The 17,073-nt window shown below is 59.3% G+C and carries 12 protein-coding genes; 3 read left to right on the forward strand and 9 right to left on the reverse strand.

What is annotated here, in order from left to right:
- Positions 1-26: 26 nt before the first annotated feature.
- Positions 27-1,232: a sensor domain-containing diguanylate cyclase gene (locus FGO67_RS02280; RefSeq protein ID WP_203299111.1), complete on the reverse strand. Its 1,206-nt coding sequence runs from the start codon at positions 1,230-1,232 to the stop codon at positions 27-29.
- 169 nt (positions 1,233-1,401) lie between these two features.
- On the opposite strand from FGO67_RS02280, the gene ybaK reads away from it, so the two are divergent.
- Positions 1,402-1,872, forward strand: coding sequence for a Cys-tRNA(Pro) deacylase (gene ybaK, locus FGO67_RS02285; RefSeq protein WP_203299112.1), 471 nt, complete (start codon positions 1,402-1,404; stop codon positions 1,870-1,872).
- Positions 1,873-1,885: 13 nt separating this feature from the next.
- Positions 1,886-3,079, forward strand: coding sequence for a cation:proton antiporter domain-containing protein (locus FGO67_RS02290; RefSeq protein ID WP_203299113.1), 1,194 nt, complete (start codon positions 1,886-1,888; stop codon positions 3,077-3,079).
- Between the two features lie 88 nt (positions 3,080-3,167).
- On the opposite strand, the gene FGO67_RS02295 is transcribed toward FGO67_RS02290, so the two are convergent.
- The 8 genes from FGO67_RS02295 to FGO67_RS02330 form a co-directional block, all read right to left on the reverse strand.
- Positions 3,168-5,411: an NADP-dependent isocitrate dehydrogenase gene (locus FGO67_RS02295; protein WP_203299114.1), complete on the reverse strand. Its 2,244-nt coding sequence runs from the start codon at positions 5,409-5,411 to the stop codon at positions 3,168-3,170.
- Positions 5,412-5,835: 424 nt separating this feature from the next.
- Positions 5,836-7,827, reverse strand: a complete 1,992-nt coding sequence (locus FGO67_RS02300; RefSeq protein ID WP_203299115.1) for an acetoacetate--CoA ligase — start codon at positions 7,825-7,827, stop codon at positions 5,836-5,838.
- A gap of 16 nt (positions 7,828-7,843) precedes the next feature.
- Positions 7,844-8,623 carry a 3-hydroxybutyrate dehydrogenase gene (locus FGO67_RS02305; RefSeq protein WP_203299116.1) on the reverse strand — a complete coding sequence of 260 codons (780 nt, stop codon included), beginning with the start codon at positions 8,621-8,623 and terminating at the stop codon, positions 7,844-7,846.
- Between the two features lie 13 nt (positions 8,624-8,636).
- The gene (locus FGO67_RS02310; RefSeq protein WP_203299117.1) at positions 8,637-10,001 is read right to left on the reverse strand and encodes a TRAP transporter large permease; all 1,365 of its coding nucleotides are present in this window, start codon (positions 9,999-10,001) and stop codon (positions 8,637-8,639) included.
- Positions 10,001-10,639, reverse strand: a complete 639-nt coding sequence (locus FGO67_RS02315; protein ID WP_203299118.1) for a TRAP transporter small permease subunit — start codon at positions 10,637-10,639, stop codon at positions 10,001-10,003. The genes FGO67_RS02310 and FGO67_RS02315 overlap by 1 nt, the downstream gene beginning before the upstream one ends.
- 116 nt (positions 10,640-10,755) lie before the next feature.
- The gene (locus tag FGO67_RS02320; RefSeq protein ID WP_203299119.1) at positions 10,756-11,808 is read right to left on the reverse strand and encodes a TRAP transporter substrate-binding protein; all 1,053 of its coding nucleotides are present in this window, start codon (positions 11,806-11,808) and stop codon (positions 10,756-10,758) included.
- Positions 11,809-12,138: 330 nt separating this feature from the next.
- Positions 12,139-13,587, reverse strand: a complete 1,449-nt coding sequence (locus FGO67_RS02325) for a sigma-54 interaction domain-containing protein (RefSeq protein WP_275297909.1) — start codon at positions 13,585-13,587, stop codon at positions 12,139-12,141.
- Between the two features lie 112 nt (positions 13,588-13,699).
- A complete protein-coding gene (locus FGO67_RS02330; protein ID WP_203299120.1) occupies positions 13,700-15,805 on the reverse strand; it encodes a 3-hydroxybutyrate oligomer hydrolase family protein in 2,106 nt (701 codons plus the stop codon).
- Between the two features lie 360 nt (positions 15,806-16,165).
- Between FGO67_RS02330 and FGO67_RS02335 the strand changes: the two genes are divergently transcribed.
- The gene (locus FGO67_RS02335) at positions 16,166-17,068 is read left to right on the forward strand and encodes an alpha/beta hydrolase (RefSeq protein WP_238942139.1); all 903 of its coding nucleotides are present in this window, start codon (positions 16,166-16,168) and stop codon (positions 17,066-17,068) included.
- Positions 17,069-17,073: the final 5 nt, after the last annotated feature.

The raw sequence follows: 17,073 nt of genomic DNA on the forward strand, positions 1-17,073 counted from the left end.
TCAGGGGAATTATTGTTATGGCCGGTTCAAGCTTCATTATGAACATGGGGGGAGAGGTGTGCCATAGAAACACAGTTGCGACCTCGATCTTTGGCCCGGTACATGGCTCGATCGGCAGCAGCCCGAAGCTGAGGAGCAGTCAGACCGTGGTTGGGGTAGACCGCTACCCCAACACTGATCGTCAGGCGAACCGAACGGCCGTCACCCAGCGGCTGGGGCACCGAACTGACCAAATCACGAATCCGTTCCGCAGTTTCATGGGCCTCATTCGCATCCATTTCCGGCAGCACGATAACAAACTCCTCTCCGCCAAATCGACCCACCCAGTCAACACTGCGGACACTGTCGAGGAACAGTTTGCTGACCGACTTCAGCACCGAGTCACCGGCGGCATGACCGTGAGTGTCGTTAACGTCTTTAAAATGATCGAAATCGATCCAAAGGATCGCCATCGAGCGCTGGTAACGTTTAGCGCGTTCCAGCTCCTCCTCAAGCAATCGGGATAGCTCTCGGCGATTGAATAGCCCGGTAAGGGGGTCCCGGGTGGCCATCTCAGCCAGTTCACTTTCCAGCTTCTTGCGCTCAGAAATGTCCAGCACAATCCCTTCTACCAGGGTATCGCCCTGTTCATCCGTCACCGCACGCCCGCGTTCCCAGACCCAGATCTCTCGCTTGTCTTTGCGGATCAGGGCGTACTCGACGGAAAACGGCTCATTGTTGGCGAAGGCCTCAGAGATCACCTGTCCCACGCGTTCGCGAGTTGGTGCATCCACCAAGTCCGAATAGCCCAGACGCCGGCTATCAATCAGCTCAGACGGCTCGTAACCGGTCAGTTCAACGCAGCCGTCGGAGACAAACAACAGGCTCCACTGGTCGTCGCGCAGACGGCGATACGCCATGCCCGGCAGGTTGTCCATGAGCACCGTGAGTTGTCGCTCCCGTTGGCGCAACGCCTGGCTTTGACCATACTGCAAGGTCAGTAGGGTGCGATCTTTGTGCAGTTGCCGGAGCAGGATCGTAAACACCACCAGGCCCGTGACCAGAATAAAGAAAAAGCCCTTCCAAGTCTGAACCCGGGACAACATGGCCGGGTCTTCAAACCACGCCTCCACCAGACGATCAGAAAAGGCAATCCAGGCAAACCCGGCCACCAGATATATTGATGCCGCCCAAACGGCCCGGAGCACCGGCAACAAGCGATTGGGGATAGGGCGGTTGAGGAGTTGAGTCATTGATTTTTCACATCTATCTGTTGAGCCAAATGTTCGCGGACAAAATACAGGATTGTCTTAAAAAATAGCCACCACCTCAGCGTAAGTCGAGCCCTGCGCGCGCTCCAGAGACAGCTTCCCACCCTCTCTGTGCTAAATTTTAATCTGACCGAATCCACGAGGAGAGTCCATGACCCCGGGAATCAATGCCGCCAGGAAAGCCAAAATTGAGCATGACATTCACGAATACGACCACGACCCGGGCAGCGAGAGCTACGGCTCCGAAGCCGCGGAGAAGATCGGAGTTCAGCCCAGCCGTGTGTTCAAGACTCTGGTGGTGGCCGTGGACGGCAAGGAACTGGCAGTCGGAGTAGTCCCGGTGACGGCGATGCTGAGCATGAAACGGATTGCCCGCGCGGCCCACGGCAAAAAAGCCGCCATGGCGGACCCGGAGGCGGTCCAGCGCAGTACCGGTTATGTCATGGGTGGGGTCAGCCCACTGGGCCAGAAGCGGCGACTAAAAACGTTTATCGACAGCTCGGCTCAGAGTTATGACACCGTTTTTGTCAGTGCCGGCCGGCGCGGCCTGGAGATAGAGTTGGCGCCGAGCGATCTGGCGAAGCTCACCGGCGGCCAGTTTATGGAACTCCAACAGGATTAATCAGGAAACGCCTGTGCACCATGCAATGGATTTGCTTGTGATCGGTGGGACCTTGCTGCTGGCTCTTGCAGCCCACGGCCTGGGACAAAAGATCCATGTACCTCGAGTCACCCTGATGCTGCTGCTTGGAGCCCTCGCTGGCCCAGACCTGCTCTCGCTGCTTCCGGAAGGTAGCGATCAAAGCTTTGGCTTTGTCACTCACCTGACCTTGGCACTGGTCGGCTTTCTGCTCGGTGAGAGAATGTCCATGAAAGACCTGCACGAAGGCCGGGAAGCACTGATCCTCAGTCTGGCGGTTACTCTGGCCACGGCAACGGTTGTCACGCTGGTAGTCTGGTTAATCACCGGCGACGGCGTCGCAGCGTTGCTCCTCGGCGCAATCGCCACGGCAACAGCCCCGGCGGCGACTATGGACGTGCTGAAGGAGGCTGGCGCCCAAGGCCCACTGACGAGGCTTGTTTACCAGGTGGTTGCCATTGACGATGCCTGGGGCGTCATCCTGTTCAGTCTCGCTCTCGTGACGGCCGGACTGCTGGCCGGTTCCTCTGATCTGGGATGGACAATTTTGGGCCAGGGACTTGCTGAAGTCGGCGGCTCAATAGTGCTTGGTCTTACGCTGGGCTTCCCCATGGCCTGGCTGACCGGTCGCCTGAGGCCGGGCGAGCCCATGCTTCTGGAATCCGCCGGATTCGTTTTTATCGCAGCTGGCCTAGCCAGCCTGCTTGGGGCCTCTTATCTGCTGACGTGCATGACGCTCGGGATTGTTGTGGCTAACCGGGCAAAACATCATGTCCGTCCTTTTAGATCCATTGAAGGTATTTCCGAGCCGTTTCTCGCACTGTTCTTTTTCATGGCTGGCTACCAGCTGGAATGGTCTTTGCTCCCGGCACTGGGTGCCCTCGGCCTCGCCTACGTTGGAGCCCGAATTGCCGGCCGGGTTCTGGGCGGCCAGATTGGCGGCTTACTGGCCGGATCTGATGACCACACGCGCAATCGTATCGGCGCCTGCCTGATGCCGCAGGCCGGTGTCGCGCTCGGCCTCGCCCTGCTGGCGACAGAACGGTTTCCTCACTTGGGCTACCTGTTGCCGCTGGTGATTAGTGCTACGGTGATTTTCGAACTGGTCGGCCCACCCTTGACGTTATTGCAACTCCGCCACGCTGGGGAAACTGGCCAGAGCGTCGAGGAAGATAAGGACGAAGACTAAGTGCTGGCCATAAAAAACCCGGAGAGCCATAAGGCTGTCCGGGTTTTTTTCGATCCGGCCAATGGCCGGACCTGGATCCCTACGACGCTTACTTCACTGAAGCACGAGCGTCGGCCAGGATCTTGTTCAGCGTGGCGCTGGGCTGCATAACTTCGCAGACCCGCTCCGTCGGCGGGTGGTAGTAACCACCGATGTCGGCCGGATTGCCCTGAACGTCAGTCATCTCCTGCAGGATCTTGTCCTTGTTCTCTTCCAGCTGCTTGGACAGCTTGGCGAAGAACTCTTTCAGATCCTTGTCGCTGTCCTGATTGGACAGCTCTTCCGCCCAGTAACGGGCCAGGTGGAAGTGGGAGCCGCGGTTGTCGAGCTCGCCGGTCACGCGGGACGGTGACTGGTTGTTCTCAAGCAGGCGCTCGGTGGCCTTGTCCAGGGTCTGACCCAGCAGGCGGGCGCGCTCGTTGCTCTGCTTCTCACCCAGCTCGTCCAGGGACACCGCCGTTGCCAGGAACTCACCCAGGGAATCCCAGCGCAAGTGGTTTTCCTGAATCAGCTGCTGCACGTGCTTGGGCGCAGAACCACCGGCACCGGTCTCGTACAGACCACCGCCGTTCAGCAGTGGCACGATGGACAGCATCTTGGCGCTGGTACCCAGTTCCAGGATCGGGAACAGGTCTGTCAGGTAGTCACGCAGGACGTTACCGGTCACGGAGATGGTGTCCAGGCCGCGGATCAGGCGTTCCATGGTCCAGCGGATGGCGCGAACCGGCGACAGGATGTGAATTTCCAGGCCATCGGTGTCGTGATCTTTCAGGTAGGTCTGAACCTTTTTGATCAACTCAGCGTCGTGGGCACGCTCATCGTCCAGCCAGAACACCGCCGGCATGCCAGTGGCACGGGCGCGGCTGACCGCCAGCTTGACCCAGTCGCGGATCGGCAGGTCCTTGGTCTGGCACGCGCGCCAGATGTCGCCTTTCTCAACGTTGTGCTCGGTCAGCACGGTGCCGTCTTCGGCAATTACACGAACAACACCCTGTTCCTTGATTTCATAGGTCTTGTCGTGGGAACCGTATTCTTCGGCTTTCTGCGCCATCAGCCCAACGTTCGGTACCGTACCCATGGTGGTGGGATCAAAGGCGCCGTGGGTTTTACAGAAGTTGATCACTTCCTGATAGATGGTGGCGTAGGTGGACTCCGGCATTACCGCCTTGGTGTCCTTGAGCTTGTTGTCCCGGGCCCACATCTTGCCGGAGTTACGAATCATCGCCGGCATGGAGGCGTCAACGATCACGTCGCTCGGTACGTGCAGGTTGGTGATGCCCTTGACCGAATCAACCATGGCGATTTCCGGGCGGTGCTCGTAGCACGCGTGCAGGTCTTCCTGAATTTCTTCCTGCTTGGACTCAGGCAGCTGCTTGATCTTCTCGACCACGCTGGACAGACCGTTGTTCGGGTTCACGCCAATTTCATCGAACAGCTGGCCGTGCTTGTCGAACAGGTCCTTGTAGAAAACCTTCACCGCGTGACCGAACACGATCGGGTGGGAGATTTTCATCATGGTGGCTTTGACGTGCAGGGAGAACATCACGCCAGTGTCTTCGCAATCTTTGATCGCATCTTCGAAGAACTTCACCAGCGCGGTCTTGCTCATGAACATGCCATCCAGAACTTCGCCTTCCTGCAGCGGCAGTTCGGACTTCAGCACGGTCTGTTTGCCCTGCTTGTTCTCGAACACGATGCGGGCTGTTGTGGCCTTGTCCAGGGTGACGGACTGTTCGCTGGAGTAGAAATCGCCGCCGCGCATGTGCGCCACGTGAGTGCGGGACGCCGGGCTCCACTCGCCCATGGAGTGCGGGTACTTGCGAGCAAAGGCTTTTACAGCAGTCGGCGCGCGACGATCGGAGTTGCCTTCACGCAGGACCGGGTTTACGGCACTACCCAGAACCTTCGCGTAGCGAGACTGAATGTCTTTTTCTTCGTCAGTTTCCGGGTGCTCTTTGTATTCCGGTACCTTGAAGCCCTGCTCGTTCAGCTCCTTGATGGCAGCACGCAACTGCGGGATGGAGGCTGAAATGTTTGGCAGTTTGATGATGTTGGCGTCCGGGTCTTTGGTGTACTCGCCCAGCTCTGCCAGTGCATCCGGAACCCGCTGACCTTCTTCGAGGAAGTCCGGGAAATTCGCCAGGATACGCGCCGCGAGGGAGATGTCGCTGGTTTCAAATTCGATACCAGCCGGCTTGGCGTAGGTTTCCAGGATAGGAAGAAGTGACCGTGTTGCGAGGGCAGGTGCCTCATCGGTCAGGGTATAGACAATCTTGGCTTTGGATGATGTCATTTTCGTCCTCAGGCTATTGGGTGGGTTCAGGACGGTCATGGCTAGGTCTGGCGTCTTGTGAACGGCTTACCCAAGCAATGACTGATTAGGAACTTTTGATAGACCTACTAAGATACCATTTTTTGGCGAAATGGGGTTACGATCTTAGTATAAGAACGGAGTAAAAGTTCGCTAATTCCCGTGACAGGACAATGAAATGCCTCGAATTTACGAAACTTTCGTACATTCGGGCATTAGAGTGGCGCAAGAAAAAAGGCCTGGTTCGAAACCCGCTCAAGCACATCCCTGTGGCGCTTGTGCCTCGCCATCCTTGGCGAGGCACAGTTTCGAACCAGGCCTTTTCCCTTACGCGGCTGACTCGCGCGGTGGGCTGCGCCCAGTTTGGGAGGCCGGCAACCCCACCGCTCGTCAGATTCAGGCAATGCTACCCTTTTGGCAGCAAATCGGCGGCTGCCAACTGATCACGAATGTGATCCAGCGCTTCCGGGTTCGACAGCGCATCCCGATTGTCCGCTTTGGTTGAGCCGTTGATCAGGCGGGCCACCGCCAGTTCAACCTTCTTGCCGCTGCGGGTGTAGGGGATGTCAGCCACGTCGACAATGTGCTTGGGCACATGCCGCGGGCTGGCGCCTTCGCGAATGCGGGTGCGCAGCCGTTTCATCAGATCCTCTGTAAGACTCTGACCTTCGGCCGGTACGACCAGCAGGACGACTTCCACGTCGCCTTCGATCTGGCGGCCGACGACCAGGCTGTCTTTCACTTCCGCGATGGTCTCAACCTGACGATAGATTTCCGCGGTACCGATACGGACACCGCCCGGGTTAAGAGTGGCGTCGGAGCGGCCATAAATGATCGCGCCGCCGTGCTCGGTAAATTCTATGAAATCGCCATGAGCCCAGACACCCGGGAAGGTTTCGAAGTAGGCGCCACGGTAGCGCGCGCCATCAGTGTCGTTCCAGAAGCTCACCGGCATGGAGGGCAGCGGCTGGCGACAGACCAGCTCGCCCCTGCCACCGGTAACAGGCTGGCCGTCGTCGCCGTAGGCAACCGCATCGACACCCAGGAACCGGCACTGAATTTCGCCTCGGCGCACCGACAGCAACGGTGTGGCACCCACGAAGCAGCCGCAAATGTCGGTGCCGCCGGCAATGGAGCCCAGCAGCACGCCGGGCGCGCCATCTTCATAAACCCAGTCGTAATCCTCCGGCAACAACGGTGAGCCGGTGGAGAACAGCACCCGCAGATCTTTTAAATCCAGATCCTGGGCCGGGGTCAGCTCGGCCTTACGGCAACCGGCCAGGAAGCGGGCGCTGGTACCAAAATGAGTGACTTTTTCAGTGGCCACGGTTTCCCACAGGGAATTCAGGCTGGGGTAGCCGGGTGAGCCATCGACCGTGATCACAGCCGCGCCGGTCATCAGCGCGGACGCCTGCCAGTTCCACATCATCCAGCCACAGGTGGTGAAATACAGGAACCGGTCTTCCGGACCGACATCACCGTGCAGCATCAGCTCCTTGGCGTGGTTAACCAGCAAGCCGGCACTGCCATGGACGATGCACTTGGGCTGGCCGGTGGTGCCGGAGGAGTACAGGATATAGACCGGATGGTCCGGATCCAGAGGCGTAAACGACGGTGCCTGACCGGCGCCGGCGGCAATGGCCTGGTCCCAGGCGGTGACCAGCGGCCCTGAAATCGGTGCCTGGTCCGGCAACTGGGCCACGCTGACCACACATTTCAGGGAAGGCAGGCCAGCAATCAGTTCGGCGAAATCGTCCTGGCGGGCGAACACCTTGCCGCCGTAACCATAGCCATTCACCGCAATCAGTGCCGACGGCTCAATCTGGCTGAAGCGGTCCAGGATGGCGCCCACCCCAAAGTCAGGCGAGGCCGAGCTCCAGATGGCGCCCAGGCTGGTGGCGGCGAGCATGCCAACCATGGCCTCATAACCATTGGTGACCACGCCTGCCACTCGATCGCCAGACTTAATGCCCTTCGACGTCAGGAAGGCTTCCAGCGCGCCAACATCGGCTTTCAGTTCGGCGTAGGTGCGGCGCAGCACAGGCCGGGTCTCGCAGTAGGCCACCACGGCTTCGTGATTGGCATGCTCACCATCCGCCAGCCGCAGCAGATTGCCGGCAAAGTTCAGCTTCATGCCCGGGAACCACTCAGCGCCCGGCATGTCACGCTTACCCAGCACCCGCTCAGCAGGCGTATCGTAGACTAGGCCGCAATATTCCCAGACCTTGGCCCAGAAGGTTTCCAGATCGTCGATCGACCACTGGTGCAGGGCGTGGTAATCGGCAAAGGGGCCATAACCCTGGCCTTCCAGCCAGGCGATAAACTCCCCCATGCGCGAATGCCGGAGCATTGTCTCTGAAGGTGACCAGACGACCGGCGCTTGTTCTGTGTGACTCATCCGTCTCTCCTGTGTCTTATTGCATGTGCCAGCCATGGCTAACCACGATAGATTGGCCGGTCAGCGCAGCTGATGGAAACGCCGCCAGGTGAACGGCCAGCTCAGCAACATCCTCCACGGTGGTGAACTCACCATCCACGGTGTTTTTCAGCATCACCTTGCTGATGACGTCTTCCTCGGACATGCCCAGTTCTTTGGCCTGCTCGGGAATCTGTTTGTCGACCAGCGGGGTGCGGACAAAGCCCGGGCAAATAATGTTGCTGCGCACGCCGTGCTCGGCGCCCTCTTTGGCCACGGCCCGGCACAGGCCCAGCATGCCGTGCTTGGCTGCAACGTACGGGGCCTTCAACGGCGAGGCTTCCAGGGAGTGCACCGAGCCCATGTACAGCATGGTGCCGCCACCGCTGGCGTACATCTCCTTGAGTGCAGCCCGGGTCACCAGGAAGGCGCCGTCGAGATGCACGTTCATCACCTTGCGCCAGTCGGCAAACGACAGCTTGTGCACAGCATCGATGTGCTGAATGCCGGCATTGGCCAGGGCGATGTCCAGCCCGCCCCATTTCTCAACAATAGCGGCCACACCGGCGTCTACGGCGTGCTCGTCGGTGACGTCCATGGCGAGGGCCATGGCGGTACCGCCGGCCTGCTCAATGGCGTCGACCGCTTCCTGGGCACTTTCCAGGGTCAGGTCAGCAACCGCGACACGGGCACCTTCGCGGCCGTAGTGCTCGGCGATGGCCCGGCCGATGCCACGACCGGCACCGGTAATCAGTGCAATCCGGTTTTCCAGACGCATTGGTAATTTCTCCTTAGTCATAAGCCACGCTTGGCAGCCAGGTCGCGATTTCAGGCACGACGAATACGATAGCCAGACCAACCAGCTGAATAATAATGAACGGAACAACGCCCCGGTAAATATCGGTCACACTGATCTCCGGCGGCGCCACGCCCTTGATGTAGAAGAGGGCAAAACCGACCGGCGGGGTCAGGAACGACGTCTGCAGACACATCGCGAACAAGATGGTGAACCACACCAGATCAAAGCCAAGCTGCTGCACCACGGGTGCTACCAGGGGCAAAATGATCAGGGTGATTTCCACCCAATCCAGGAAGAAGCCGAGCAGAAAGACGCCGAACAGGATGGAAAGCACAATGCCGTAGGGGCCGAATGGCAATCCCAGCAGGGCATCCTCGATGACCTGGTCACCGCCCAGTCCACGCAGCACCACAGAGAAGGCTGTTGCACCCAGGAAGATGGCAAAAATGAACGCAGCCGTGCGGGTTGTCTGCTGCATGGAGGAGCTCAGTACCTTCATGTTCAGTCGACCTGCCATCAAAGCCAGTATCAGGGCGCCCAGAGCACCAACACCGGATGCCTCCGTGGGCGTTGCTACCCCGGCAAAGATAGAGCCGAGCACGCCCAGAATCAGCGCAGCCGTTGGCACAACGGCTTTTGCCACTTCCCAGACAATACTCCAGGTCACTTTTTCCGTGCCCTCAGGCACCGGCGCCATGTGCGGCTGCAGCAGGGGACGAACCATGGCGTAGGTCACGTACATGGCACCAAGCATGAGACCGGGGAAGAACGCGCCCATGAACAAATCGCCCACTGACGCTTCGGGAACCGCCAGGCGGTCGGCCATCAACACCAACATGATGGAGGGCGGAATCAGAATTCCCAGGGTACCGGTGGCACAGGCGGTGCCCACGGCAAAGCCCTTGTCGTACTTGTGTTCCATCATCACCGGCAGTGACAGCATGCCCAGCAGCACCACGGACGCACCGATGATACCCGTAGTCGCTGCCAACAGTACGCCGATAACGATGACGGTAACGGCATAACCGCCGCGCACAGCCCCAAACAGCTTGACCATGCTGTTCATCAGTCGCTCCGCGACTCCGGACTGGTCAAGCATGATGCCCATGAAGATAAACATGGGTAGAGCGACAAGGGTCTCGCTGTTGACAACCTTCCATATCCTCTCAGGCACAAGCCCCATGGAGGAGGAATAATCAAACCAGAGATTTGCACCAAAATTCTCGACGGCGACGACACCGACGACTGTCCAGATAACCGCGGTGCCACCCAACACCCACGCAACTGGAAAACCGGTCATCAACAATGCCCCGAACGTCAGGAACATGCCGATCACAAATAGGGTTTCAAGCTCCATCAGGACGCATCCTCTTTCTTATTGTCCCCGGATTCGATCCGGATTGGCTTTGGAAAACCGAACAGCAAAGCCGTTACTTTCAGCAGACGGGATAACGCAGCCAGAATCAGCAGAATAAAAGACACGGCCAGAATGCTCTTCAGAATCCAGCGGTAGGGAAGCCCTGCAGGAGCCTGGCTGGTCTCGCCCTGTTCCCAGGAACTGAAGGCGTAAGGAATCATTTCGTAAACTGCCAGCCCGAGAAACGGTAACAACAGCAATAACAAACCAAGCAGTTCAATCCAGGCCTGGCCTTTGAGCGACATGCGCTCATGAAGGACATCCACCCTGACATGATCATCGGTGACCAGGGTATAGCCCAGGCCCAATAGCCAGCCTGCGCCGGCCAAATGCCACTGCACTTCCTCCAAAGTGACCGACCCCTGGCCAAAGGCATAACGGCCCACCACCGCGTAGATGATCACGCCGGTAACCACGACCCAGAGCCAGGAAGCACTCTTGCCTATTGCAGAAATCACACCATCCATAAACTGGCTGAGCGAAGTAGTCGGAAGCTCCGTGTGGTGATGAATATATTGATCGGCGTCCGACACCGATACCTGCACATCGGGCGGTGAGCCTTTATCAGACACTGTCATACAACAGTTCCTCGTTCAGAAAGCCTGCCGTGAAACAAGGATGGCCCCGTAGGGCCATCCAGACTATATGCGAGAGCACCGGAATTGTGCCCGGTGCTCTGGGTCAGCCCCGAACCTTAAAGGTCCGCTGGAACGTAGGCGCGGGTATCCCACACCTTGTAAGTTTCCATGAACTCCTGCTGACTTTCGTAAACGCGCTTGAAGTCAGCATCCTTGGACGCTTCTTCTTCAAGCACTTCATTAGTCACGTCTCGCAGCTTGAGCAGAACGTCGCGGGGAATCTGGTCAGCCTGAACACCCTTGTCCTGGAATTCGGCCAGAACCTTACCGTTCTTGTACTCGCCTTCGGCCAGACCACGAGTGGTAGCCGCAGTACAGGATGCCTCAACCAGCGCCTTCTGGGCGGCGGTCGCTTTGTTCCACTCGTCCTTGTTGATCAGCATGTACTGGGCCGTGAACTGCTGGTGCCAACCCGGGAACAGGTTGTACTTGACGACCTGATTGAACCCGAGGATCTGGTCGATGGCAGGCATGGAGAACTCAGTGGCATCAATGGTGCCTTTTTCCAGCGCCTGGTAAAGTTCGCCGCCGGGCATCATGGTGACGGAAGCGCCCAGCTTCTCGAGTACCTTGCCACCCAAACCGGCGAAGCGAATCTTCAAGCCTTTATAGTCTTCCAGCGTTTTAATGGGCTTGGAATACCAGCCTGCTGTTTCGGGTCCGATAATGCCGCACAGCTGTGCATGCACATTGAAACCTTTGTTGGCATAGGTTTCCTGCAGCATTTCATGACCGCCGCCGTAGTAATACCAGCCGGTGTAAGCCCAGGGCTTCATACCAAAGGGGACAGCAGCAAACAGGGGGATCGCAGGCACTTTACCCTGGTCGTAACCGATCCAGGTGTAACCAGCTGAAACCTTGCCGTCTGAAACCGATTGCAGAATATCGAAGGGAGGAACCAGCTTGCCTGGCTCGTATACGCGAACCTGGATGCTGCCGTCAGAAGCGGTGGTCAGATTATCGGCAACCCAGGCGGCCGGTGAACCAAGGCCGGGCAGGTTGGTGGCGAAGGCAACGGGCATCTTCCAGCGTAGATCGTCAGCTACCGCGGAACCCGTCGTCAGGGCAATAGCACCGGCGATCCCGGTGATGGCCTTCAAAAGTTTCATTGGCAAGTCTCCTAGCATTGTTATTTTGGCTGGCCTGCCGGGTGCAACCCCAGACAGGCCTAGTCTGAGTATAGTCAGACATCGCAGGAAACAGACGGACACGGGTATTTTGGGGGTCCAACGAAAGGCGTCAATCTTGTTTTCTGCGTTGTTCTGACGTCCTGCACGCCAGTCACTGCAGACAACATGCCAATGGACAATTTGTTATTATTTTCAGTCAGTTAACGATTTATTGGCAGGATTGTCCGGAACGATTTTGTCCGGAAAACCAGACATATTTAGACATCAGTCGTAAGGGTTTGTACGGATGTCAGGACATGTGTCCGGAAATCAGGACAATTTCGCCAGCTTCTCGTACAACACAGATCGGGAGATCCCCAGCAACTTGGCGGCGCGGGTACGGTTACCTCGGCTGGCCACCAGCGCCTCTTCGATAGCCTGGGCTTCGGCGTCGGCCAGGGTTTGGGCCAGCGGGCGCACCGGCTGCGGCGTCAGGGAAGAGATCGGCCGGGCGCTGCTGCGGGGCAGCACCTTGAACACCGCATCGGCGTCCAGTATTCCGCTTTCTTCGCCCATGGTCAGGGCGCGCTCCAGAACATTGCGCAGCTCCCGGATATTGCCCGGCCAGTCATAGCTGCCCAGGGCCGACACGCCGGCGTCGGTGATCTCGCCGCGAAGTTCAAGGCCTTCGCAGATCTCGCCTAATAATGCTTCGCACAACACGCCAAGATCGGCCAACCGGTCCCGCAGAGGCGGAATTGGTATTTCCAGCACATTGAGCCGGTAGTAGAGATCCGAACGGAAACTGCCCTCGGCAATCATCGCTTCCAGATTACGGCTGGTGGCCGCTATGACCCTTACATCCACCCGCTCGATCTTGTTTGAACCGAGGGGCTCGATCTCACCTTCCTGCAGCGCACGTAGCAGCTTGGCCTGCAGCGGCAGGGGCATGTCACCGACCTCATCCAGAAACAGGGTGCCGCCATTGGCGAGCTGGAACTTGCCGTCCCGGGTGCGGCGGTCGGCCCCGGTGTAGGCGCCCGGCGCCACGCCAAAAAATTCCGCTTCCAACAGATTATCCGGAATGGCGGCGACGTTAACCCCAACAAACGGCTTCTCGGCACGGGCCGATACCGTGTGAATGGCCTGGGCCAACACTTCCTTGCCGGTGCCGGTTTCACCCAGCAGCAGTACCGGCATTTCGCGGCCAGCCGCTAGACGGGCCCGACGCTTGACCTCCAGGGCCGCCGGACTGGCGCCAACAAAATCACCCAGGCTGTAGCGGGTGCCACGTACTTTCTTGGCCAAGGCCTTGCGGGCCGCGGCCAGATCCTGATGCAGGCGCCGATACTTGGAAACCAGGGGGGTCAGGGGTTGCAGATCGTCATACAACACGAACGCCACGGCACCCACGATGCGGCCAGATTCGTCATAGTAGGGCAGCCGGGTCACCACCAGCTGCTGCTGGTTGTGCTCCATGATATCGAGCAGCAACGGCTTGCCCGACTCAACCACCTCCGGCATCCGGGTCTGCGGGATCAGCTGACGTACCGGCTTGCCAATGACCCGGGCTGGATCGCCCAGGCCGAGCAAATGTGAATAACTGCTGTTGATCCAGGTGATACGACTCTGACCATCCACCGCAATGGCACCGGCGCTGGCTTCCTCGAACATCGGGAACAGCGCTTCGATCAGGTCACGGGTCAGTCCGTTTTTGTTCTTTTCAGAAAACAGCTCTGTCATGTACCGCGCACCATCACCGGCTTGAATGTCGTTCATCGTAAAAACCCCAGCATCCGGTGGCCCGGATGCAGTCAGGAAGTATATGGGGCCCCTTCGGTGGGGGCAAACTGAGCCGCTCCGAATGCAGCCGGAGCGGCTGAGCTCCGGTTTAGTCAGGGATCCGCAGCTGGTTGTCCACAAACAGAATGCGGTCGGCATCGGCCGGATTCGGATCAATGGCTGGCAAATTCTGCGCAGATAGCGGCGTGCCGATGTCGCCACGGGGCTGGGTACGAACCACTTGGCTCGGCGGCAGGGGCTGGCGATGCTTCAGCTTTTCCCACACCAGATCCAGGGCCTGGAAGTAGTAGTGGTGCAGCGGCACATAGCGGTCGGCGAGGCCGGGAAAGCCATTCAACACATCCAGATGGTGGGCGTTCAGGATCTCGTAGTAGCGCAGGTTGCTGAGGCGGCCCTCAACCTTCTGGTTCAGGCCCACGTAAGGCCGTGACGTGTGATTGATGGGCAGGATGGCATCGGCCCGGCCGGTCACGAACACCGCGGGTTTACGGCGCAGGTTGCCGGAGGCCCGGATCCGGGCAATGCCCTTGGCAATGGCACGGGCCTGTTCGTCGGCATCGCCATCGAGTTGACCGCCGGCCACAGCATCACGGCCTTCAGCGAGACTGCGCAGACACAGCAGGGCATCCAGACCGTAGTCCTGCTGGCTGGAGCTGGGTGAGGCGCTGGCCGCCAGATTGGTGGGTTGTCCCGCTGCGCCATCGTAAACCAGGTCCACCCCGGCGGTTGGCGGAATACCGTTACTGGCGGAGAACAGCGCAGCTTCGGTGGCCGGCGCCAGCGGTGTCACCGCACCGGCGACATCGGTCGCGGCCAGACTGAGATCACAGAGTCGGTCCTCAACCCCGGCCCGGGCGTAGGCATTGGCGTAGGTCATGGAAATTCCCTGGGCCACCGCGAGGCCAAAGTGCACCGGTGCCAACAGGTTTTGCTCCGGCTGAATGCCAAAGTCCTCGTTGAGAATCCGCAATGCATCGGTGGCGCGCTCGTCCAGGGTAGCGCCGGAGACCAAACCTTTGTTCGCCAGGGCATGACAGATGTTTTCGCCAATGCCCGGTGGGTTAAACACGGCATTCAGGGGTGCGCTGTCGCGGACCGCCGGTGCCTGGTTGGCACAACCCTGGTAGACCGCCAGTGCGGTGGTGTAGTCCAGCAGGCTGCGGCTGTGTTCGGTGATTACCGGTCCGTCGCCCTGGCGAATGGTAAAGCGCCGATCTACCCGCGGGTTCACGTTCGGCTCGGACACCGCAATGCCGTCGATCAGGCCCCACCAGTCCTGCTCGGCAGCGCGCACCGAGGCACCGCCGCCGTTGGAGACACTGGAGGCAATCACCAGGGTGTTCCTCGGTTTGAGGGTAATCAGGGTTTTGCCGTTACGCAGCGGGCGGCCAAATTTTTCATTCAGCACGTAGAAGCCGAAGCGGATGGACTGAAGTACATGGCGACCCCAGCGCGCTTCCGGGTTGGCTTTGGAGTGAGCGTGTTTGAATGCCATCCGGTCGGGCCAGACGGCGCTGAAATCTGCTCTTGCCGTATCAGACAGGTCGGCCCGGAACTGCACCGGCTGTCCGGACTCGGTCAGGGTGCCATTTAATTGCTGGGCGGCGTTGGTCTCCAGGTTATGGGAACCGGTGCCGGTGCCCTTATCGGTGTAGACCACGGCACAGCCCTTTTTCAGGCCCCACTCACCGGCGGTGCCAATGGCGCCATAGATACCCCTGGACCCGGACGAGGGAGCGGTGATCATGCAGGCATTGCGCGGATCAAAACTGGCCGGTACCTGAACCATCACGGTCACGGGCACATTGCTGCCGCGGACGTTTATGAAGGCACGGTATTCATCGCCGGCAATCAGCCCCTCACCATCGGCATCGACACCGGGACCGAAGAACACGCCGTAGCCACCGCCAGGCGCGGTATCCACCAGGGCCCGGTAGTTGTTGTAAATGGCCAATCGGCGCAGCTCCGCCGGTGTCGGTGCTAGCGGATCATCGAATGCCGGCGCGGGCCCGGCCAGCCCGGATGCGCCGAGACCGGCGGTGAGCAGGTCGTCGGTGACGCCATCGAAAGAGGTCTGTTCAACGTCACCCTGAATAAATCCGGGCAAGGTGTTGAACGGGAAGTAACCTTTGGCCCAGGCACTAGAGGCAAACACGGAGGCACCGAGCACGATGCCCAGTAGGATTCGTTTCATTGTCGTTCCTTGTTTGTTGTTGTTAACGAACGGGTCATGCCCGTGGGCTCCAGCCCAACCAGGGTTATGCGTATCCTGTGCCAACCGCCCAACTCGCTGTTTTTAAGTAATAAATTCAAAACAGCTTTGAATTCGGGCCGAAAAAAGGTGAAAACAATCCGGAAATCCGGACAACTACAGACCGACCGGGGCTCACCAAAGCCCCGGATAGAGGCGCAGGACGGCCTGTCCGCCATTCCGGACACCGTCTGGAGAATCGGACAACTGCCTATCATCGGTAGGAAAAAAACGCCGGCCGCATCCGGCCGACAGCCAGAGTCGTACTATTGATCATTGACCATTAGGGACGAGAGGGAAACGATGATTCAGAACCGATCCAGGCTGGCCCGCCGGATGCTGACCGGGCTGCTGGGAAGTGTGGCGCTATTGGCAGGCTGCTCAACGCACACCAATGCGCCCGGCACCGAGGTGGCCCTTGACGAAACCGGGTACACGGTGGAACGGGATCTGCGCTTCTCCCCCGACGGTTGGCCCCAGGCCCTGTACGCCGACCTTTACCTGCCGGAACAATCGACACCGAGGCCAGTGGTGCTGATGGTGCACGGCGGCGGCTGGGAACGCCGGTCCCGGGAGGACATGGACTGGATCGCCGAGGAGCTGGCCAGTCATGGCTTTGCGGTGCTGAACATCGACTACCGTTTTGCTCCCGACTTTACCTTCCCAGCCCAGTTGCATGATTTGCAGGTAGCTCGGACCTGGCTAAACCAGGCCGCCGACCGATACCGCCTGGACACCTCGGCAGTCAGTGGCTTTGGTTTTTCCTCCGGCGCGCATCTGGTGGCGCTGCTGGCCGTGGTTGCCAGCAGCGACAGCGAACTGAACCAGCCCTATGGCGGGCCGGACACCGCGCTGGAAGCGGTGGCGGTGGGCGGGTTGCCTTCTGATCTGATGGCTTTCGACTCGGGCCGTTTGATCCGTCAGTTCCTGGGTGGCAGTGCCCAGGACATTCCGGAGACGTACCGCAAGGCGTCCCCCATCACTCACGTCTCGCGCCAGGCACCGCCGTTTTTCCTGTTCCACGGCACCATGGATTCACTGGTGCCGATCCGGCAAGCAGAAGCCTTTCGCGACACCCTGGCCGAACACAGCGTCGACACCGAACTGTTCCGGATGCACCTGCGCGGCCACATCACCAGCTTTCTCACCGCCGGTGATGCCGTGGACGCGGCTATCCGTTTCCTGGCGAAGAAAGGCGATAGCTAACCTGG

The organism is Marinobacter sediminum (assembly GCF_016820575.1).
Lineage (GTDB): Bacteria > Pseudomonadota > Gammaproteobacteria > Pseudomonadales > Oleiphilaceae > Marinobacter > Marinobacter sediminum.